Origin of the sequence: Nonomuraea solani (assembly GCF_900108335.1) — a bacterium.
Classification (GTDB): domain Bacteria; phylum Actinomycetota; class Actinomycetes; order Streptosporangiales; family Streptosporangiaceae; genus Nonomuraea; species Nonomuraea solani.
Genome location: NZ_FNVT01000044.1, coordinates 25,698 through 45,032 on the forward strand (window position 1 = coordinate 25,698; position 19,335 = coordinate 45,032).

Annotated in this window: 18 protein-coding genes and 1 pseudogene; 14 read left to right on the plus strand and 5 right to left on the minus strand. The window is 68.7% G+C overall.

The window, feature by feature from the left end; all coding sequences use genetic code 11:
* Positions 1 to 55 precede the first annotated feature (55 nt).
* Positions 56 to 133: pseudogene (locus C4V41_RS62615) on the plus strand.
* A 143-nt stretch (positions 134 to 276) separates the two neighbouring features.
* Here C4V41_RS62615 and C4V41_RS58795 read toward each other — a convergent pair.
* A complete protein-coding gene (locus tag C4V41_RS58795) occupies positions 277 to 3,132 on the minus strand; it encodes an AfsR/SARP family transcriptional regulator (RefSeq protein WP_103964741.1) in 2,856 nt (951 codons plus the stop codon).
* A 229-nt stretch (positions 3,133 to 3,361) separates the two neighbouring features.
* Between C4V41_RS58795 and C4V41_RS58800 the strand changes: the two genes are divergently transcribed.
* Both C4V41_RS58800 and C4V41_RS58805 read left to right on the plus strand, forming a co-directional pair.
* A complete protein-coding gene (locus C4V41_RS58800; protein ID WP_268808967.1) occupies positions 3,362 to 3,889 on the plus strand; it encodes an NADPH-dependent FMN reductase in 528 nt (175 codons plus the stop codon).
* 29 nt (positions 3,890 to 3,918) lie between these two features.
* Positions 3,919 to 5,454, plus strand: coding sequence for an MFS transporter (locus C4V41_RS58805; protein WP_103964757.1), 1,536 nt, complete (start codon positions 3,919 to 3,921; stop codon positions 5,452 to 5,454).
* A 605-nt stretch (positions 5,455 to 6,059) separates the two neighbouring features.
* On the opposite strand, the gene C4V41_RS58815 is transcribed toward C4V41_RS58805, so the two are convergent.
* Positions 6,060 to 7,178 (minus strand): C40 family peptidase, encoded by a 1,119-nt coding sequence (locus C4V41_RS58815; protein ID WP_103964742.1) that lies wholly within the window; start codon positions 7,176 to 7,178, stop codon positions 6,060 to 6,062.
* A gap of 94 nt (positions 7,179 to 7,272) precedes the next feature.
* A complete protein-coding gene (locus C4V41_RS58820; RefSeq protein ID WP_103964743.1) occupies positions 7,273 to 8,427 on the minus strand; it encodes an FAD-dependent monooxygenase in 1,155 nt (384 codons plus the stop codon).
* 230 nt (positions 8,428 to 8,657) lie between these two features.
* On the opposite strand from C4V41_RS58820, the gene C4V41_RS58830 reads away from it, so the two are divergent.
* The 6 genes from C4V41_RS58830 (at position 8,658) to C4V41_RS58855 (ending at position 15,419) form a co-directional block, all read left to right on the plus strand.
* Positions 8,658 to 9,257, plus strand: a complete 600-nt coding sequence (locus C4V41_RS58830; RefSeq protein ID WP_103964758.1) for a TetR/AcrR family transcriptional regulator — start codon at positions 8,658 to 8,660, stop codon at positions 9,255 to 9,257.
* A gap of 262 nt (positions 9,258 to 9,519) precedes the next feature.
* The gene (locus C4V41_RS58835; RefSeq protein ID WP_160150781.1) at positions 9,520 to 11,136 is read left to right on the plus strand and encodes an ABC transporter substrate-binding protein; all 1,617 of its coding nucleotides are present in this window, start codon (positions 9,520 to 9,522) and stop codon (positions 11,134 to 11,136) included.
* The gene (locus tag C4V41_RS58840; RefSeq protein ID WP_103964746.1) at positions 11,133 to 12,104 is read left to right on the plus strand and encodes an ABC transporter permease; all 972 of its coding nucleotides are present in this window, start codon (positions 11,133 to 11,135) and stop codon (positions 12,102 to 12,104) included. Before C4V41_RS58835 ends, C4V41_RS58840 begins: the two co-directional genes overlap by 4 nt.
* Positions 12,101 to 12,952: an ABC transporter permease gene (locus C4V41_RS58845; RefSeq protein WP_103964747.1), complete on the plus strand. Its 852-nt coding sequence runs from the start codon at positions 12,101 to 12,103 to the stop codon at positions 12,950 to 12,952. Before C4V41_RS58840 ends, C4V41_RS58845 begins: the two co-directional genes overlap by 4 nt.
* Positions 12,949 to 14,649, plus strand: coding sequence for an ABC transporter ATP-binding protein (locus C4V41_RS58850; RefSeq protein ID WP_103964748.1), 1,701 nt, complete (start codon positions 12,949 to 12,951; stop codon positions 14,647 to 14,649). Before C4V41_RS58845 ends, C4V41_RS58850 begins: the two co-directional genes overlap by 4 nt.
* Before the next feature lie 14 nt (positions 14,650 to 14,663).
* Positions 14,664 to 15,419 carry a (2Fe-2S)-binding protein gene (locus C4V41_RS58855; RefSeq protein WP_103964749.1) on the plus strand — a complete coding sequence of 252 codons (756 nt, stop codon included), beginning with the start codon at positions 14,664 to 14,666 and terminating at the stop codon, positions 15,417 to 15,419.
* A 15-nt stretch (positions 15,420 to 15,434) separates the two neighbouring features.
* Here the strand turns inward: C4V41_RS58855 and C4V41_RS66010 are convergent, their stop codons facing one another.
* Positions 15,435 to 15,692, minus strand: coding sequence for a DUF305 domain-containing protein (locus tag C4V41_RS66010; protein WP_327537529.1), 258 nt, complete (start codon positions 15,690 to 15,692; stop codon positions 15,435 to 15,437).
* Between C4V41_RS66010 and C4V41_RS65095 the strand changes: the two genes are divergently transcribed.
* Positions 15,691 to 15,834 carry a hypothetical protein gene (locus C4V41_RS65095; protein ID WP_235031078.1) on the plus strand — a complete coding sequence of 48 codons (144 nt, stop codon included), beginning with the start codon at positions 15,691 to 15,693 and terminating at the stop codon, positions 15,832 to 15,834. The two genes, C4V41_RS66010 and C4V41_RS65095, sit on opposite strands and share 2 nt — an antisense overlap.
* A 216-nt stretch (positions 15,835 to 16,050) precedes the next feature.
* Here C4V41_RS65095 and C4V41_RS58865 read toward each other — a convergent pair whose 3' ends face one another.
* Positions 16,051 to 16,260 carry a heavy-metal-associated domain-containing protein gene (locus C4V41_RS58865; RefSeq protein ID WP_103964759.1) on the minus strand — a complete coding sequence of 70 codons (210 nt, stop codon included), beginning with the start codon at positions 16,258 to 16,260 and terminating at the stop codon, positions 16,051 to 16,053.
* A 149-nt stretch (positions 16,261 to 16,409) separates the two neighbouring features.
* Between C4V41_RS58865 and C4V41_RS58870 the strand changes: the two genes are divergently transcribed.
* The 4 genes from C4V41_RS58870 to C4V41_RS58890 form a co-directional block, all read left to right on the plus strand.
* Complete coding sequence (locus C4V41_RS58870) at positions 16,410 to 17,594, plus strand: NAD(P)/FAD-dependent oxidoreductase (RefSeq protein ID WP_103964760.1); 1,185 nt, start codon at positions 16,410 to 16,412, stop codon at positions 17,592 to 17,594.
* A 71-nt stretch (positions 17,595 to 17,665) separates the two neighbouring features.
* Complete coding sequence (locus C4V41_RS58875) at positions 17,666 to 18,040, plus strand: BlaI/MecI/CopY family transcriptional regulator (RefSeq protein WP_103964751.1); 375 nt, start codon at positions 17,666 to 17,668, stop codon at positions 18,038 to 18,040.
* Positions 18,037 to 18,987 carry a M56 family metallopeptidase gene (locus tag C4V41_RS58885; RefSeq protein WP_146104254.1) on the plus strand — a complete coding sequence of 317 codons (951 nt, stop codon included), beginning with the start codon at positions 18,037 to 18,039 and terminating at the stop codon, positions 18,985 to 18,987. Before C4V41_RS58875 ends, C4V41_RS58885 begins: the two co-directional genes overlap by 4 nt.
* Before the next feature lie 95 nt (positions 18,988 to 19,082).
* Positions 19,083 to 19,335, plus strand: a 253-nt coding sequence (locus C4V41_RS58890; RefSeq protein ID WP_200825013.1) for a helix-turn-helix domain-containing protein, incomplete at its 3' end; no start/stop codon positions are given.

Genomic DNA, 19,335 nt, shown 5'->3' on the forward strand with positions numbered 1-19,335 from the left:
GGCTAATTCGGCTCGTCCGCGTGCGAACCGCTCAGGGCCGGGAGACCGCTCAATGGTGGGGCGTCAACCCGAAGGACGAGGCGAACGGACTGCCGTCCCATCCGTGGGTCGTGGGTTCAAGTCCCACCCCCCTACTCACCAATACCGCATTCGACCTGGGGCTCCTCGGTTTTCGCCGACTTCATGGTTAATTGCTCGCTGATTGCTCGTCGGCGCGGGTCATGTAACGCGGTAGATCATTTAGACGGCCAACGTCACGGCAGACCTCAGCGAGGATCAAGCGAAGATCAAGGTGTCCAGGTAGGTACGCAACGTGTCGGCCTCAGGCACATCAAGTCCGGAGTAGAGGGCCAAGCTCCGCTTGCCGTGATCGCGGGCTGGACCCAGGCGGCCGAGCGTGTACTGAGCGCGAGCCAGACCGTTATGGGCCTCGGCCTGCTCGAACCGATCACCCAACTCGGTGGCGAGGGCGAGGGCGGCGTCATGATGGGGAATGGCCCGAGCGGGTTCGCCCATGGCTCGAACGGCATGCCCCAGACCGTTCAGGGCGGAGGGCTCGAAGGCCCGGAAACCCAGCTCACGGTAGACATCCAGAGCCTTGCGGTAGTAGGCGCAGGCTCCTGGATGGTCGGCGTGCCTGGTGGAGAGTTCGCCGAGACCGGCAAGCACGGCACCTTCACCGCTCCCGATACCGAGTTCGCGGTAGAGGTCCAGAGCCCGGTGAAGGTGGTCGCTGGCCCGTTCGTGCTCGTGCAGACGGCTGTAGAGGGACCCGAGATTGGTCAGGCACGCGGCTTCACCGCGCCGCTCGGCGATCTCCCGGCACAGGTCCAGGGCTAGGTCGTAGTGCTGACGTGCCTGGGGGTAGTCGGCCTGACGCCAGGAGAGGCGGCCCAGGAGGTTCAACGCCCCGGCTTCCCCGCGACGGTGGCCGATCTCCTGATAAGCCTGCAGGGCGAGCCGGCCATGCTCGCGAACCATCTGGTACTCACCGTGCTGCCAGTGGATCCAGCCCAGAAGGATGAGCATGCGGCCTTCGCTGGCCTTGTCATCGGTGCGCCGGCTGGCCTGGAGAGCCTGGGTGTACAGGGTGATGGCGTCTTCGTGACGGGCCTGCACGTTGCGGTAAAGGTGAAGGTAGACGTTGGTGGCCAGCTCGTTCGCGCGGGAGGGCCAGCCAGGGTCGGTGTGCGCGCTGGTGGCGATGAGGTTCGCGCGCTCGGTCTCCAGCCACGCCCTGGCGTCGGCCGCGTCGCGGAAATGCACGGCAGGACTGTCGGGCTGAGGGGTGCGCGGCCGCGTTTGCCGCTCGTTCGGGAAGAGACGATCGAGGGCGGTGCTCGCGGTGTACGCGTAGTGGCCGAACAGCCGGGCCAGGGCATCGGCCGGGTCTTCGGCGTCGGCGGTGGTTCGAGCGTGATCGCGGAGCAGGTCGTGGAAGGTGTAGCGGCCCGGCTCGTGCTGCAGCAACATGTGGGCGTCGAGGAGGTCCTCCAGGATGGCCTCGACCCGGTCCAGTGGCAGGTCTGCGAGAGCGGCGGCGGCGTGGGCGTCGATATCAGTTCCGGGATGCAGACCGAGAAGGCGGAACAGACGCTGCTGGTGAGGGTCGAGTTGCTGGTGGGACAGGGTGAAGGCGGCCGCTACACCTCGTTCGGAGGTGGACAGTTCAGCCAGCCTGCGACTGTGGTCGCGGAGCCGGCCCGCCAAGTATCCAACGGTCCATTGTGGGCGATGGTGCAGGCGGGCGGCGGCGATGCGTACGGCCAGCGGCAGGAATCCGCAAAGCTGCAGGACCTCCAGGACCGCGTCGGGTTCTGCCTCAGTCCGCTGACCGACGATCGTGCCGAACAGGTTCACGGCGTCGACGGCGGGCAGCAACTCAAGAGACAGGGCATGGGCCCCGTCCAGATCGGTCAGCCGGCGGCGGCTGGTGATCAGGATGAGGCTGCCGGACACCCCGGGCAGCAACGGCCGTACGTGCTCGGTGTCGGCGGCGTTGTCCAGCACGACCAGCACCCGCCGGTCGGCGAGTTCGGTCCGCCACAGCGCGGCCCGCTCGCCGAGAGAGGCGGGAATGCGCTCGGCGGGCACGCCGAGCTGCCGAAGCAGACCTTCAAGTGCGGCTTCGGCCTTGATCGGCGCCCGGCCCGCAGTGTGGGCATGCAGGTCGATGAAGAGCTGCCCGTCAGGGTAGTGATCGGCGAGCCGATGGGCGGCGTGGATGGCAAGTGTCGTCTTGCCGATTCCGGCCATGCCGTCGATTGCTGAGATCGTTACGAGGCCACCGTCGGCGGAGAGTGAGGAGGCAAGCCGGTCGAGCTCGAGATCGCGTCCTGCGAAGTCCGGAGTGTCGTAGGGCAGGAAACTGGCCGGCTGTGGGCGGTCGTGCCTGACGTCGACTTCGGTCTGCAGGCTCGGGTCATCGCGGAGAATGGCCTGTTCGAGGGTGAGGAAGGCCCGGCTCGGGTCCAGCCCCTTCTCCTCGACCAGCCGCTCACGCAGGGATCTGGCGACCGCCAGCGCGTCGGCCTGGCGTCCCGCACGGTGCAAGGCGAGCATGAGGTGGCGCGCAAGGCCCTCTCGCAGGGGGTGCGCGGAAGCGTGGGCGGCCAGTTCGTGGACGATTTCGTGGTGCCGGCCCAGCGACAGTTCGAGCTCGGCCAGGCGTTCCACGGCCGACAGCCGCCGCTCCTCCAGTCGTTGCCGCGCCTCGGCGACGTAGGCGGCGTTCACTCCGCCTAGCGGTTGACCTCGCCACATCGCCAGGGCCGCGCGGATGTGCTGGGCGGCAAGCTCGGGAGCGGTTGCGGCCTGTGCCTGGGCAGCCGTCACCTGGCCGGTGAACGCCTCCAGATCCAGTTGCCCGGGCTCCGGACGGATCACGTATCCGGCGCTTCGGGTCTCCAGCAGATGTTCCGCTCCGGAGGAGCGCAGCACTCGGCGGATCGCCGCGATCGCGGCGTGAATCTGCGTGCGGGCGCTGTCCGGCGGGGCGGCGCCCCACATCGCGCCGATCAGTCGTTCGGCGCTGATGACGGTTCCGGCGTGGAGGAGCAGGTACGCCAGCACCGCGCGGTGCCGAGGAGCCGCCTTTGGAAGATCGACCGGCCCCAGGACCGTGAACCGCACGCCCGTCTCCTTTCCGCAGGTTGTCGGCCATCCAGCCAGAAATGCGCCATGTGTAGCAAAGCCGTAGCGAACCTATCAACGGAACCTCGGATGCTCGGCTTCAGCAGCTCTCAGTCACCTCTTGAACAGGACGCGATATGTCTATCTTCGGCGACGACGCGACCCCCGCTCTCCCTGCCTCGTTCGCGCTGGACGCAGGAAGACTCCTCAAGCGCTGGGCCGGCTGACCGTGCGGATCCTCCTGATCTGCGGCAGCGTCCGAGGGGGTTCCGTCAACGAGGCCATGCTCAGGACCACGACGGTCATCGCCCCCAAGGGCGTGACGACCTCCCTCTTCCAGGGACTCGCGACGCTGCCCCACTTCAACCCCGACGACGATCACCACCCACTTCCGCCCACCGTCATCGACCTGAGGCTGCATATCGAGCAGGCGGACGCGCTGCTGTTCTGCACGCCGGAGTACGCCGGCGGGCTGCCGGGCCCGTTCAAGAACCTGCTCGACTGGACGGTGGGCGGAGTAGAGATCAGCGACAAGCCGTGTGCGTGGATCAACGTCTCCATTGCCTCCACGGGGGCGCTGCCGGCACACGACTCGCTGCGCCGGGTGCTCGGCTACGCCGGGGCTCGGATTGTCGAGGAAGCCTGCGGCCGGATCCCGCTGCCCCGCCATCTGGTCGGGCCCGACGGTCTGGTCCACGACGCGGCAATACGCGGCGAACTGCTGACGAAGCTCACCGCACTGATCGAGATCGCGTGAACTTCACCCCAGAAGAAAGGGACATCTCCATGTCATCGACGAATCTCAACTCCGGCCCGCGCGCCGGTCTCAAGGAGTGGCTTGGGCTGGTGGTGCTGGTCCTGCCCGCCATGTTGCTGTTCATGATGCTCACGATCTTGTTCCTGGCCATCCCGCACCTGGCCGCGGATCTTCAGCCGAGCAGTACGGAAACATTGTGGATCATCGACATTTACGGCTTCCTGATGGCCGGGCTGCTGGTCACCATGGGAACCCTGGGCGACAGGATCGGCCATCGCCGGCTGCTGATAGCGGGCGCGGCCGTATTCGCCGTCGTCTCGCTGGTCGCCGCCAACACCTCCGACCCTGGCTTGATGATCCTCTGGCGAGCCATCCTGGGCATCGCTGCGGCCACACAGATGCCCGCCACCTTGGGCCTGATCTTCGCCACGTTCGCCGACGCCAAGCAGCGGGGCATCGCCGTCGGCGCGTGGGCGGCCGGGATCTCGGTGGGCACAGGACTGGGCCCGGTGCTCGGCGGGGCGCTGCTGGAAGCGTTCTCCTGGCAGGCGGCCTTCCTGGTCGCGGTGCCGGTCATGGCAGTGGTGGCGATCGGCGCTCTGTTGGTGCTGCCCGACCACCGCAATCCGGCGGCCGGTCGGCCGGACGTGGTCAGTGTGGCGCTGACTCTGGCCACGCTGCTGCCCATCGTCTACGGCGTCAAAGAACTGGCCAAGGACGACTCGCTGGCGGTCGCGGTGGCGGGCATCGTGATCGGGCTGGCGTTCGGTGCCTGGTTCGTCGTCCGCCAGTTGCGGCTGCCGGAGCCGCTGCTGGACGTGCGCCTGTTCGCCAACCGTACGGTCAGCGGGGCGCTGGCCGTCTTCCTGCTCGCCGCGACCGCGCTCGGCGGGGTGTATTTGCTGTTCACCCAGTACCTGCAGCTGGTCGAGGGGCTCTCACCGCTCCAGGCCGGATTGTGGGTACTGCCCGGTGCGGCACTGCTGGTGGTCGTCTCCACGCTCTCGCCCGCCCTGGTACGGCGCATCCGACCCGGATACCTGATCGCGGCCGGCCTGGCCGTTCAGGTGATCGGCTATCTGATGCTCACCCAGGTCGGCAGTACCGGCGGGCTGCCGTTGCTGGTCGCGGGCTTCATGGTGCTCTATCCCGCCGTCGCGCCGTCCATGGCGCTGACCACCAACCTGGTCGTCGGCTCGGTGCCACCGCAGAAGGCGGGTGCCGCATCCGGCCTGGCCACCACCTGCAGCGACTTGGGCATTTCGCTCGGCATCGCGATCATCGGCAGCATCGGTGCCGCCGTCTATCGCGCCGAAGCCGCCGAAGCGCTCCCCTCAACCCTGACGCCTGAGGCTGCCGCAACCGCCCGCGAAAGCCTCGACGGTGCCGTCTCGGCGGCGCAGGGCCTGCCGGCCGACCTGAGCTCCGCGCTACTCGCCCCGGCGCGCGAAGCGTTCACCAGCGGGCTCAACGTGGCCGCCGCAACGTCCACGGTGATCGCCGCGGTCGCGGCCATCCTCGCGGTGGCCCTGCTCCGCCGTGTCCCCCCGACAGGCCGCTCTTAGCGATGTCCCGGCACACGTGATCGTGGCCGCCATACCTGTCGTCCTCACCCGGCGCCGCCTGGCAGATGTGGATCCCGGAGCGTAGAGGAAGGGTGGTCCGTCCCGATGCACCTCAACTCCCGCGACTGTACGACCCATCTCGCGGTGCCGAGCTTGACCGGATCTCGCTGTCATCGCCGCGGTGATCGCCGACACCGCGGCGGAACCGGCGTTACTCCAGCTCCGCCATAGCCCGCCTACCGGTCACACCGCCCGGCGTGAGCAGCCCAAAAGCAGAAACCCGCGAATCGGCCACAGCCCGCCCATCACACGAAAAGGCCCGCCATGCTCCAGCCATGCGCACGCAGTTGTGCCACGTCCTCGTCCCCGATGGCCGACGGCTCGGCCAGAATGCGGACCGCCATCGCGACGAGGGCCGCCTCACGCGCGTCCGTCGAAGTGCCCTGGCGGGCGGACGTTACGGACCCTGCCCTGGGGCGCGACACAGGGATTCCCCTAGTCGTTCCCCAGTCACGGGCCGCAAGCTCCCCACGCCGAGACGTCGGCCACGGCACGTCGTGCCGTGGCCGATTAGCTCACCCTCCTGTGTAGCGGAAGCTGAGTTCTCAACTGGGAGAGACCCTGACGACTCCGGCGAGATTGCGTGTGTGCACGGGCACGATCTTGACGACGTCGCCCGTTCTGGGTGCCTGGATCATCTTCCCGTCACCCCAGTAGATCGCCGCGTGGGAGATGTAGCCGGGGTTCGTCGGGTCCAGTCGCCAGAAGATGAGGTCGCCCGGCTGCATCTCCGCGAACGGGACCTGCGGGCCGCTGGCGAACTGCTGGTGTGTCACCCTGGGCAGGCGAATGCCCGCGCGTCCGAAGGCCCATTGGATCAGCCCGGAGCAGTCGAACGCGTCGGGTCCCTCGGCGCCCCAGACGTAGGGGGCGCCGAGCTTGCTCGCTGCGGCGGCCAGGGCGGTACGGATCCTGTCGCCGGGCAGCGAACTGGGTGTTCTTCCGGTCCGGGCAGGTGTGAACACGGGCTTGAGGACGACGACTTGGAGCCCTTTGGGCAGCGTACGTGACAGGGTGTTCTTGAGCTTGGCGGAATCGGCCCGTGGCGCGCTCACCAGCAGGGCGTTGCCCTGCGGCAGCCCCAAGTGCCGTGCGGTGGGCCTGGACACGACCGCGTCGATGATCCCCAGCCCCATGGTGGCCATGGCACCGACCCGCAACCGCCGGCTTCCCGCGTTCACCGAACTGCCCGGCGCCAGCCCGCCGTCCGTTCCCAGGCCGAAGGAGACGGCGGCGTCACCTGCTGCGATGCTCTGCCACAAGGGATCCGAGCGGGCCGTGGGACCGGGCGTGTAGGAGCGGAATGACGACGGGTTCACGCCCATGGTGGACACCTGTCTGCCCGCGATCGTCAGCCGGGCGGCATCGACCGACTCCACCGCCGATACTCCCGTCCGTCCGCGAACGCTCGCCACCACCTTCTCGGACAGCGTGCGGTCACCGAGAACCAGAAGGTGGGCCTCGCGACGCCGCTTCAGCGGCGCGACCGGTTCGGCCGCCGGCGGCGTGGCGGGAATGCGCCTGCCCATGTTGGATGGACGCTCAACCGGCCTGGTGATCTCGGGAAGGGGTTCCATCGTGGTGAGAACCACCACACCCGTGGCCAGCACGACGGCGATCGCCGCGGACAACAGGAAGATCAGCGAGAAGCTACTACGATTCATCGTCTGGTCTGATCACGCACAGAGCCAAGATGAAGCCCCTCCATACCCGCCGATCGGCTCAACCTACTACGCAATATAGTGGGAAATGGAGATGCTAGTGAAGGCGGAGATGTCTGCGGAGCCAGCGGGTGACGGGCGGGAAGGCGGCCAGGCGGAGCGGCAGATCGCGTTTCAGCAGGTCCAGCCGGCCGGCCGGGGCGTGGGAGCCGGTGTTACGGCGGCCCATGGCCTGTCGTTTCCCGACCTCCGGACGTAATTCGGCCTCCCATTCACGCAGCGCCGCCGGAATGTCGTCGGGATGGCGGTTCAAAGCGTTGCCTAGGGCCTCGGCGCCGCCGACCGCCAGCGAAGATCCGTAACCGGCGAAGAGCGTGACGCACCAGGCCGCATCGCCCAGAAGCACCACCCGCCCGTCGCTCCACCGGTCGGCGACGATCTGGCTGACGCTGTCGAAGTACACATTGTCGGCCGGCATGCTCGCGATCAGGCCGGGAGCGGCCCAGGTGATGTCCCGGTAGGCGTCCGCCAGCGCCCGCCACGGGCCCTTGGCCAGTTCGGCGGCCGGGTCCGGGGTGCCGTAGGTGAAGAAGGCCGCGGTCCGGTCCGGCCCCAGATTGGCGATCATGAAGATGCCGCCCACGCGCGTGACGGTGGTGAAGGCACGTTCGCCCGCGCCCTCGGGCAGGTGGTCCAGCGTCGTCGCGGCGACCACGTGGCCGAGGTCGCGGCGGTAGCGCTCCTCGGGGCCGAAGACCAGCTCGCGGACCTTCGAGTGCAGCCCGTCCGCTCCGACCAGCAGTTCCGCCTCCAGTACGGTGCCGTCATCGAGCGCGGCACGTACCCCTTCCTCGTCCTGCGTCACGGCGGTGAGCGTGGCGCCGAACCGGATCGGCACCTTGCCCGCCACCGCCTCGTAGAGCGCTCCCTCGATGTCGCCGCGCATCAGCGTCAGCCCGCGCTCTCCGAGCAGGGCGCCGATCGCGTCACCCGACACCGAGAAGCGGCGCCGGCCGTCGGCCTTCCGGTAGACCATGTCCACGGCGCCGACGTGGCGCTCGCGCAAGGCGGGCAGGATGCCCATGCGTTCGGCGGCGCCGTAGCCGCGCCCGTGGAACACGACGACGTATCCGCCGCTGCGGCGGGCCGGAGCCCGCTCGATCACCACCGGCTCCCAGCCCTGCTGATGCAGTTTCAGCGCGGCGGCCAGTCCGGCGATCCCGGCGCCCACGATGACGGCTCTTCTGGTCATGATCTTTCCTTTCTGAGCACGGTGAGAGCGATGATGACGACGACGTTGACGATGGTGACGTCCATGGTGTCCAGCACTGGGCCAGGCACAGAACCCCAAGGGCCCACACATGCCCGGGGGGTCCAGACGAACTGCCGCGTCTCCATAAGCCTCCTCCGGCCGAGAATGAGCATCTGCTCATACTGTATGAGCACATGCTCATTCTTGGCAATCAGGTAGATTTGCTGCTCATGTCACCGCGCGGCGTTGCGATCCCGGACCTACGGCAACAGCTCTTCAACGCGGCCGAACGCGTGCTCCAGGAGAAGGGCCCCGCCGGCCTGACCGGGCGCGCCATCACCAAGGAGGCCGGCTGCGCGACCGGCCTGCTCTACAACCACTTCGCCGATCTGGACACCTTCCTGGCCGCGCTGCTCCTCGACCGGGCCGGCCGCGCCGGAACGGGGATGGCGCGCCTGCCGGGGCGGGCGGGCACCGGCGATGTGGTCGATAACCTCATGGACGGCATCGAGGTACTGTTCGCGGGCAACCTGCTCGCACTCGCCGGACTCGCCATGGCCAGACCGAGCATCATCAGCCATCTGGGCGAAGCGCTCGCCGACGGCACCCTGGAAATGGACGCCGGCGAGCGCGCCTTCGCCGCCTACCTACGGGCGGAACAAGAACACGGCCGCATCGTGGCCGACGCGGACGCCGAGGCGCTCGCTCTTGCCTTGGTGGGCGCCGCGCACCAACTCCTGCTCACCCGCGGCCCGCACGCCACCGACCTGCGCGACCGCATGCGCAGAACGGCGACGGCTTTGATCGACCGCGTCACCCCGCAGACGTAACGGATCACTTGATCTACGACTGCTCTTAGTGGTTCGGACTTCGTCACGGTTACGGACACGCCGGGACGCTTCCGCCGAACCGCCGGTCCAGGACTCGTCCACCACATATCAGCAGCTCACCGGCTCCCTGCATACGAGGAGGCGGAATTTCGGAGTTTACATATTGAGCTCTTGTATCTACGGAAAACCTCTATAGAGTCGCATGAAACACCGCTCGCCCGCGTGGCAGTGGTCTCGACCTCTTATACCCCCGGGAGGTTCCGTGATCCGGCAATCGAGGAAGTTCTTCGCGGCGGCGGTCGCGCTCTGGTTAGCTCTGACCGCATGTGGAACAGGTACAGAACCTCCGCAGGCTGGGAAGACCGCCGCGAAGAGCGTCACGATCGCGATCTCCTCCGATGAGGGCACGCTGACCCCGTTCACCAACCAGACCGGCTACCCGGGCAACAACCTGGTGAAGCTGATCTTCGACACGCTGGTGATCGTCCAGGGCGACTCGGTCACGCCGTTGCTGGCCAAACAGATCAAGACCACGGACAACAAGGTCTTCACCTTGCCTCTCAGGACGGGTGTCACCTGGCATGACGGCAAACCGCTGACCGCCGGCGACGTGGTGTTCAGCGTCGAGTTCTACAAGAAGAACATGGAGGGCGACTCCTCCATCGACGTCCGCCCGGTGGAGAGCGTCACCGCGAGCGGCGACACCGTGACCCTCACGCTCAAGGTGCCCGACCCCGAGTTCCCCCGGCGCATCCTGGCCGACATGGCGATCCTGCCCAAACATTTGTGGTCGTCGGTGGAGAAGGTCAGCGAGGCGGGGACGGACAAGGCGATCGGCTCAGGACCGTACAAGCTCACCCGGTACGACAATGCGCGCGGCTACACGCTGACCGCCAACGCCTCCTACGCCCTGGGCAAGCCGAAGGTCGACACCGTGAAGGTCGTGGTCATCCCCGAGGAGTCCACCCAGTTCGCCGCCCTGCGCACGGGCGAGATCCACCTGTCCGCCCGCACCGTGCCCCCGCAGCAGCTCCAGGCGCTCGAAAGGCAACCGAACATCGGCGTTGTCAAGGGCACCGAGTTCGCCTCCACGCTGCTGGCCTTCAACACGACCCGCGCCCCGTTCGACAAGCCCGAGGTCCGGCGCGCCCTGGCCAAGGCGATCGACGTGACCGACCTGGTGAAGACCGCGCTGCTCGGCCAGGGCACACCCGGCAACCCCGGCTTCATCCATGCCGGCTCCCCCATCAAGCCCGGCCCGTTGGCCCCCGTCCACGACGTCGAAGCGGCCAAGCGCGAACTCGACGCCCTCGGCGCCAAGCCCGGGGCCGACGGGATCCGGGTGCTCGACGGCAAGCCGATGTCGTACGAGCTGCTGGTGCAGAGCACGTCCACCGACCGGCTGCGCAGCGCCGAGCTCATCCGGGACATGCTCAAGACGGTCGGCGTGGCCGTGAAGATCGCCTCGCTCGACTCCGACTCGCTGGACGCGAAGGTGTGGCCCGACTACGACGTGCGCAAGGGCCGCAACTACGACATGTCCATGTGGGGCTGGTCGGCCCCCGTCATGCTGAGCAGCGGCACCATCGCCCAGCTCGTGGCCTCCGACCCGGACGACGGCTCGCTGAACATCGTCGGCTTCAAGAACGACCATGTCGACGCCACCGTCAAGACCCTCATCTCGGCCCCCACCATGGAGGCCAAGACGGCGGCGGCCAAGCAGCTCCAAGCCCAGATCGCGGAGCAGCTGCCGTTCCTGACGCTCTACTACCGCAACGGCGCCTACGCCTTCCGCAAGGACGTCTACAGCGGCTGGACCTGGCAGGACGGCTCGGCCGTGCTCAACAAGTTCTCGCTCGCCGACTTCAAGCTCCAATGACCTGGCGATACGCGGCGGGCCGCCTGGCCGAGTACGCCGCCGTCCTCGCGGTGGCGCTCACGCTGAACTTCGCACTCCCCCGCGCGCTGCCCGGCGGCCCCCTGAAGTTGTTCGGCAGCCCGGAGGCGCTGGCCAGGCTCACCACGGACGAACGAGCCCAGATCGCCACCCAGTACGGCTTCGGCAAGCCACTGCCCGAACAATTCCTCGACTACCTCGGCGGCGTGTTCACCCTGAACCTCGGCACATCCCTGTCCGACGGCCGCCCGGTCACCGAGGCGCTCGGCGAGGCACTGCCGTGGACGTTGCTGCTCGTCGGCACCAGCATCGTGGCCACCGCGCTGGTCGGGGTGACGTTCGGTGTGGTGGGCGCGCTCCGCAGACGCAAGGGCAAGGGCTCAGGACTGCTCGGCACGGCCATCGTGCTCGACTCGTTCCCGCAGTTCTGGCTCGGGATGCTGCTCATCGTGCTGTTCGGCGTGCAACTCCAGGTGCTGCCGACGTTCGGCGTATCCGGTGTCGAGGGCGTGACGGTCACCGGGGTGCTGGTACACCTGACCCTGCCGGTGAGCACCCTGACGCTGACGGGAATGGGGTACCTGTTCCTCTACACCCGCTCGTCGCTGCTGACCGTGCTGACCAGCGAGCCGATCCAGCACGCGCACGCCCGGGGCGTCCCGTATGGGCGGCTCGTCCGGCGGCACGCGCTACGGCCGGCGCTGCTGCCGGTGCACACGATCCTCATGATGGAGATCGGCTTCCTCGCCGCCGGTTCGATCGTGGTCGAGACCGTCTTCGCCTATCCGGGGCTCGGCCGCCTGACCTTCGACGCGATCACGGCCCGCGACTATCCGCTGATGCAGGGCGCGTTCCTGGTGCTGACGCTGATGGTCGTGCTGATGAACGCGCTGGCCGACGCCACCTATCCGCTGCTCGATCCCCGCGCCAGAACCGGAGGCGGCCGATGATGTTCCTGCGCGCGCCCCGCCGTGACCTCCTAGGCACCCAGGGGCTCATTGGTGCCGGGATCCTCACCGTGGTCGTCGGCGTCGCCCTGTACGGCACGGCACTGCCCGACGACGCGGGCCGCGCCCGGGTGGCGGAGCCCTACGCCTCTCCGGGCGATGGGCTTCCGCTCGGCGCCGACGATCTCGGCAGGGACCTGCTGGACCAGCTCATCGTCGGTGCCGGTACCTCGCTCGGCCTGGCGTTCATCGTCGCCGTGGCCACCACCGTGCTCGCGGCGCTGGTCGGTGGGGCGGCCGGGATCGGGCCGCGCTGGCTGTCGGCCATGCTGATGCGCGGCACCGACGTCATGCTGGTGCTGCCCGAGCTGATCCTCTACATCCTGGCGGCGGCCTTCCTCGGGCAGTCGTTCGGGATCCGGGTGACGATTTTGGCCCTGATCCTGTGGCCGGTCCCGGCCCGGGTGCTGCGGGCCGCCGTCCTGACCGCCTGGTCGCGCGGCCATCTGGAGGTGGCGCGCGCGATGGGCGCGCCGCGCTGGTGGCTGCTCCTGCGACACGGCTCGTACCTGATCGGCCCGCTGCTCATCCCGGTCTTCGTCCGTACGGCCATGCGTGCCGTCATCTACGACGCGACCCTGTCCTTCCTCGGCCTGGGCGACCCGACGGCGCCAAGCTGGGGCACCACGCTGTTCTGGGTGCAGACCAACGGCGTGTTCCTGTCGGACGCGTGGCTTTGGTGGGCGCTCCCGCCCGGCGCGGCCATCACGCTCACCGTGCTCGCCTTGGCCCTCATCGGCATCGCCGTCGAGGAACGCCTCAACCCCGCGCTCAGGGAGGCCACCCGATGACACTGTCACTGCGCGACCTCACGATCGCCTACGGCGGGCTGACGGCGGTGGACCGCATCACCCTCGACGTCGCGGAAGGCGAGGTCGTGGCGCTCGTGGGCGAGAGCGGCTGCGGCAAGACCTCGCTCGCCCGCGCCCTGCTCGGCCTGCTCCCGGCCACCGCGACCGTGACCGGGTCCGCCAGGCTCGGCGAGGACGAGCTGGCCGGCCGTACCGACTGGAAGAACGTGCGCGGCCGCCAGGTCGCCATCGTGCCGCAGGGCGCGATGAGCGGCCTCAGCCCGGTGCACCGGATCGGCGGCCAGATCACCGAGATGCTCACCCTGCACGGCGGTGGCGCGGACCCCGGCGAGCTGCTCGAACGCGTCGGGCTCCAGTCGGCCATGCTGCGGTGTTACCCGCATGAGTTGTCCGGTGGGCAGCGTCAGCGGGTCGCGATCGCCCTGGCGCTGGCGGGCGAGCCGCGACTGCTGATCGCCGACGAGCCCACCACCGGGCTGGACGTACTCACCCAGCGTCAGGTCCTCGGCCTGCTCGCCGGACTCGGCACCACCATGCTGGTCGTCTCACACGACCTCGCCGGGCTGATGCCGTACGCGGACCGGGTCGCGGTCATGTACGCGGGCCGCCTCGCCGAAGTACGCCCGGCGCGAACGCTCACCGCCGAACACACCCACCCCTACACGGCCGGCCTGCTCACCGCCACCCCTGTCGCGGACCGGCAGGTGCCATGGGGCAGCATCCCCGGCTCCGCGCCCGCCCTGGAACTGCTGCCGGACGGATGCCGGTTCGCCCCACGCTGTCCCCTGGCCACCAGCATGTGCTCGGCGGAGGAACCACTCTTGCGCACGCACGGCACCGCACAGGTGGCCTGCCACCACCGCGCCAAGCCGACCTACCCGGTGGTGCCACGAAGCGTCCACTCCCCCGGAACGCCAGTCGTCCGTGTCACCGGTGTTCAGCACCGCTACCGGGCGCGTTCCAGGACCGTGGACGCATTGCGCGGCGTGGATCTCGACATCCACGCAGGAGAGATCGTCGGCCTCGTGGGCGAGAGCGGTTCCGGCAAGAGCACCCTGGCCAGGGTCATCTTGGGCCTGCTCCGCCCGTCTGGCGGCCGGGTCGAGATCGCGGGCGAGGAGTTGACCGCGCGGCGCGGCCGGGCGCTGCGCCGCCTCCAGCAACAGATCGGGTTCGTGCACCAGGATCCCTACGATGCGCTTCACCCAGGAATGCGCGTCGCCGCCCTGGTCACCGAACCCCTCACCACGACCGGCACACCGCGAGACCAGCGAGCCGACCGGATGCGTGCCGCGGTGGGCGCCGCCGGGCTGCCGACGACGGACGAGTTCCTGCGGCGCTTCCCCGGCCAGTTGTCCGGCGGGCAGCGGCAGCGCGTGTCCATCGCCAGGGCGCTCGCGGCCGACCCCCTCCTCCTGGTCGCCGACGAGGCCACCTCGATGCTGGACGTCTCCACCCGCGCCGGCATCGCCACCACGCTGCGCGCCCTGGCCACCGATCGCGCGCTGGCCGTGCTGTTCGTCACCCACGACCTGGGCGAGGCGGTGCAGTCATGCGACCGGATCGTGGTGCTGCGCGACGGCACGGTCGTCGAGCAGGGACTCTCCGCGGACCTGGCCGACGCGCCCGCCCACGTCTACACGGCACAACTGATCGACGCGGCTCGTACCGCATGAAAGGACGAACAGAGTTGACGGACGTCTTCGCACGCCTGGAATCCTTCGGCGACCGGTTCCGGCTGGAGCGCGGGCTCGCGCCCGGTCAGGACTGGATCGGGTGTGACCGGCTGCTGGATCCCTCGTCCGACGAGCTGGGCCGGGTGCTCGACGCCGAGCGGCACGCGAGCGGCCAGGTCTCCGACCACGCGACCGCGCTGACGGTGATGGCGGTGTACGCGGGCACCGTAACCGCCTCCGCCCTGCTCGCCTGGGCCATAGACGGCAAGGTGATCGACATGCGCCCGCGGAACGTCGCCATCCGGCTCTCTCCACACCACGGCTTCGAGGCCGTCGGCCTGCGTGAACCCACTGTGACCGAGGCACCGGTGGAGACGCTGGTCTCGTGGGTGCTGGATGATCATCTGCTGCCGCTCGCACGGGCGATGCGGATACGTACCCGCGCGGGGTTGCGGCAGCTCAACGGCGGCGTGGCTCATGGCTGCGCGGCGGCATTCTGCATCGCCAGCCGCCGCGGCGGCGACGTCGACCAGTTGGAGAACGCCTACCATGCCTTCCTGACCGCCGCCACCGGCGACCTCGACCGCCTGGGCACCGTCATCCGGCTCCGGGAGGACGACCGTGAGGGCCTGTTCTACCTGCGTAACACCTGCTGCCTCTACTACACCTCCGCCGAGCAGGTGAAGTGCTCCAGTTGCTGCCTGGACACGGTCGAAGATCGGGTGACGAACTACCGGCGAGTGCTGGCCGAGGGCGTCGTACCGCACTGAGGACCATCTCAGTTGTCAGCCGTGTGGTCGACTTTGGGGGAGGGCGAGGTGGACCGGTTGGCGACGACCGCCAGGAGCGCGGCGGCCGCCGTCGCGAAGGCGGTGGCGCCGGTGTCCGGTCAGCCAGCCCTTCATGGTCTGGATCTCGGGGTCCTGAGCCGCCTTGATCTTCGTGGCGAGCTCCTTGACCTCGGGATCGCTCGCGCGCGTCGCCGCGAGGTCGGCCATCTCGACCGCCTGCTCGTGGTGCGGGATCATCATCTGCGCGAACATGACGTCCGCGTCGTTGAAGGTCGCCGAGGGCTGGGCGCTGGCGCTGGGCGCGGCGGGCGCGCTGCTGCTGCTCGCTCCCGGCGGCGAACCCACCGTGTCGGCCATCCAGATGCCCCAAGGTATGCATGCCGCACACGCCTAGGGCGAGGGCCACGAGCAGGACAGCGCGAGCTACACGGAATCGCCGAATAATTCCACCGCCCTCCCTTGGCTATCGGCACGTCACACGCTTGTCAGCGTACTAACGCAGCTCGTAGAACCGGCGACAAGCCGACCGGGTGCCGCCACATGATGGTGTACGGCACCCGGTTCCCAGGCGTTCACCAGGAGAGCGACAGGAACTCTTGCGCGGCTTCGGTCAGGCGGAGGTCAATTCGTAGCCCGCCTCTTCCACGGCATCACGCACACGAGCCTCCTCGACGGGCTCGTTCGCCGTCACGGTGACCTTGCCGGTGGCCAGGTCGACGTCAACGGCCGTGACACCGGAGATCTTGCCCACTTCGGTCTTCACCGTGCCCACGCAGTGGCCGCAGGTCATCCCGCTCACGGTGTAGGTCTCGCTACTCATCATGACTCCCCTCAATCGATACCCCTTGGAGGTATAAGGGCATCTGGAACATATGCCAGCAAAGCCGCGATCGCAACCGTAACCCCCTATAGGTATATGAGAGGTAAGTCACTCTGATTCCAATACCCCTAGAGGGTATGGTCTGGCTCATGAGAAAGCTCGGCACCATCGCCATCGTCGGCGCGTCACTGGCTGGCCTGCGCGCATTCCAGGCCCTGCGACGGGCCGAATTCGACGGCACGATCACCCTCGTCGGAGCGGAGAAGTACCTGCCCTACAACCGTCCGCCCCTGTCCAAGAGCATGCTGAAGGGCGACGACGAGGTCACCCTCCCTGGCGCCGAAGAACTCGGCGACCACTGGCTGAAAGGCCGCCAGGCCGTACGCCTGGACACCGCGGACCGGCGGCTCATCCTGGACGACGGCTCAGAGATCCACTATGACGGGCTGGTCATCGCCACCGGAGCCCGCCCACGACACCTGCCCGACACCCCCGAAGGCGTTCACACGCTACGCACCATCGAGGACTCCCTGGCGCTGCGCGGTGAACTGGCCGCGGGACACGACAACGTGGTGGTCATCGGCGGCGGCTTCATCGGAGGCGAGGTCGCCTCGACCGCCCGCTCTCTCGGACTCGGCGTCACGCTCGTGGACGCGTCCCCGCACCCGATGCGGAACGCCCTGGGCACCGAGACGGCCCGCTGGCTCGCCGGCCATCACCGCGACCATGGCGTGGAACTCGTCAGCCAAGCCCGTGCGACCGGATTCGACGTCGACGCGAACGGCAGGGTGACGGGCGTACGCGTGAGCGACGGCCGGACGCTGCCCGCCGGCCTGGTCGTCGCGGGCATGGGCGTCGTGCCGAACACCGACTGGCTGGAGGGCAGCGGGCTGACGCTCAGCGACGGGGTGGTCTGCGACGAGCGCCTGTTCGCCGTGGGCAGGGAGGACGTCGTCGCCGCCGGCGACGTCGTACGCTGGCCGCACAGCCGATACGACGGCGCCCTCGTACGTGTCGAGCACTGGTCGAACGCCAACGACCAGGGCGCCGTCGCGGCACTCAACCTGCTGGCCGGTCCGGAGAACGCCAAACCGTTCGCCGACCTGCCCTCCTTCGCCACCCACGTGCACGGCGCTCGCATCCAGACCGCCGGCCTGCCGCACCTGGCCGACGAGACCCGTGTCGTGGCCGGAGACCCCGGAGAAGGACACTTTGCCGTCGCCTTCGCCAAGGACGGCACCCTGGTGGGTGCGGTCGCGGTGAACGCGCCCAAAGATCTCATCCGCGTCAAGCGCGCGATCGTGGCAGGTGACCGCCTGGACTCACTGTCCTGAAAAAGGCGTTCTTGGTCCGCATCTACGATCCCCGGTAGGATAAGTGGATCGGCGCCGGAGGAGACTGTCAAATGATGCGTGGCCTGGGAGGACTGGAGACCACGATCATGGACCGCATGTGGGCGATCAGGCAGCCGGCCTCGGTGCGGGACGTCCTGGAGCATCTCCAGAAGGACCGCGCGATCGCCTACACGACGGTCATGACCGTGATGGACAAGCTGCACACCAAGGGCCTGCTCAAGCGGCAGCCCGTCGGGCGAGCGTACATCTACGAGGCTGTGTCGTCGAAGGAGGCCTACACCGCCGAGGTGATGCGTGAGTCCCTGGCCAAGAGCGGTAACAGGGCGGCCACGCTGGTGCACTTCCTCGAGCGGCTCGGTCCCGAGGAGGCCAGTGCGCTGGAAGCGGCCCTGCAGGTCTACCCACCAGGGGAACGCCGCTCATGACCATGGCGGTCGTCCTCGCCCTGTACGGCGTCCTCACAGCCCTGGCGCTGCCGAGGCTACTGAGGCGAGCCGCCTGGGCTGACCGAGCGCCACGGCTGGCCATCGCCATGTGGCAGGCGGCGGGCGCGTCGGTGATCGCCTCGGCGCTCTTGGCGGCATTCGCCGCCGCCGTGCCCGCCTCCGTGGTGGGACATGGCCTGGCCGGGCTGTTCGAGGCCTGCGCGGCCCTGCTCGGCGACGAGGCGAGCCTGAACTCGACCAGCACCCGTGTGGCTCTCGTGGTCGGCGGCCTCATCCTGACGCGAGTGACTTACGTGAGCGCGGCGGTTCTGCTACGTGCCCGCCATGAGCGGCGCCGGCACGCCGAGGCCCTTGCCCTCCTGGGCAGACACGACCTCGACCTCGACGCACTCGTGGTCGATTACGACGAGCGCCTGGCATACTGCCTGCCCGGCCGGAAGGGGCACACGGTCATCACGACCGGTGCGCTGCGCTCGCTCGCCCCCGAGCAGGTCGCCGCCGTGCTCGCCCACGAACAGGCGCATCTGCGGGGACGTCACCACTTGGTCCTCGCCACCGCCGAGGCCCTGGCACGCGCCTTTCCCCGCCTGCCCCTCTTCGACCAGGCTCGTGTGGAAGTCGCGCGCCTGATCGAACTGCTGGCCGATGACGTCGCGGCCCGCCGCCACCAGCGCATCCACCTTGCGGCGGCCCTGGTCGGTCTGGCTACGGGCAAGGTGCCGGCCTTCGCGCTGGGCGCGGGCGGCGAGACGGCGCTGACCCGCGTCCGCCGGATGCTGCACCCGCAGGCGCCGCTCGGCCGCCGAGAGCGTATCGCCGGACGCCTGGCCGTCACAGCTCTCCTCGGCGGTCCCGCCACGTTGGCGGCGGCGCCCGGCGTGGCGGCGTTCCTCGCCCATCACTGCCATTCTTTCCTGACCCTCTAGTGCTGTGACCGGAAACGATCACGGTGTTGGCGCGTAGGACGCTTCTGCCGGTTGGATGGGTGCTGATCACGTTCGATCGGCGCTCGGGAGGTCAGGTGACGCAACCGGTCAGGGTCCGCAGGCTCACAGAACCGGAAGGGCAGAAACTACAGCGCATCGTGCGGCGCGGCACGACCAGCACGGTGCGCTACCGGCGGGCGATGATCCTGCTGGCCTCGGCCGGCGGCAACACCGTGCCGGTCATCGCCCGACTGGTGCAGGCCGATGAGGACACCGTGCGCGATGTGATCCACCGTTTCAACGAGATCGGGCTGGCCTGCCTGGACCCTCAGTGGGCGGGAGGCCGTC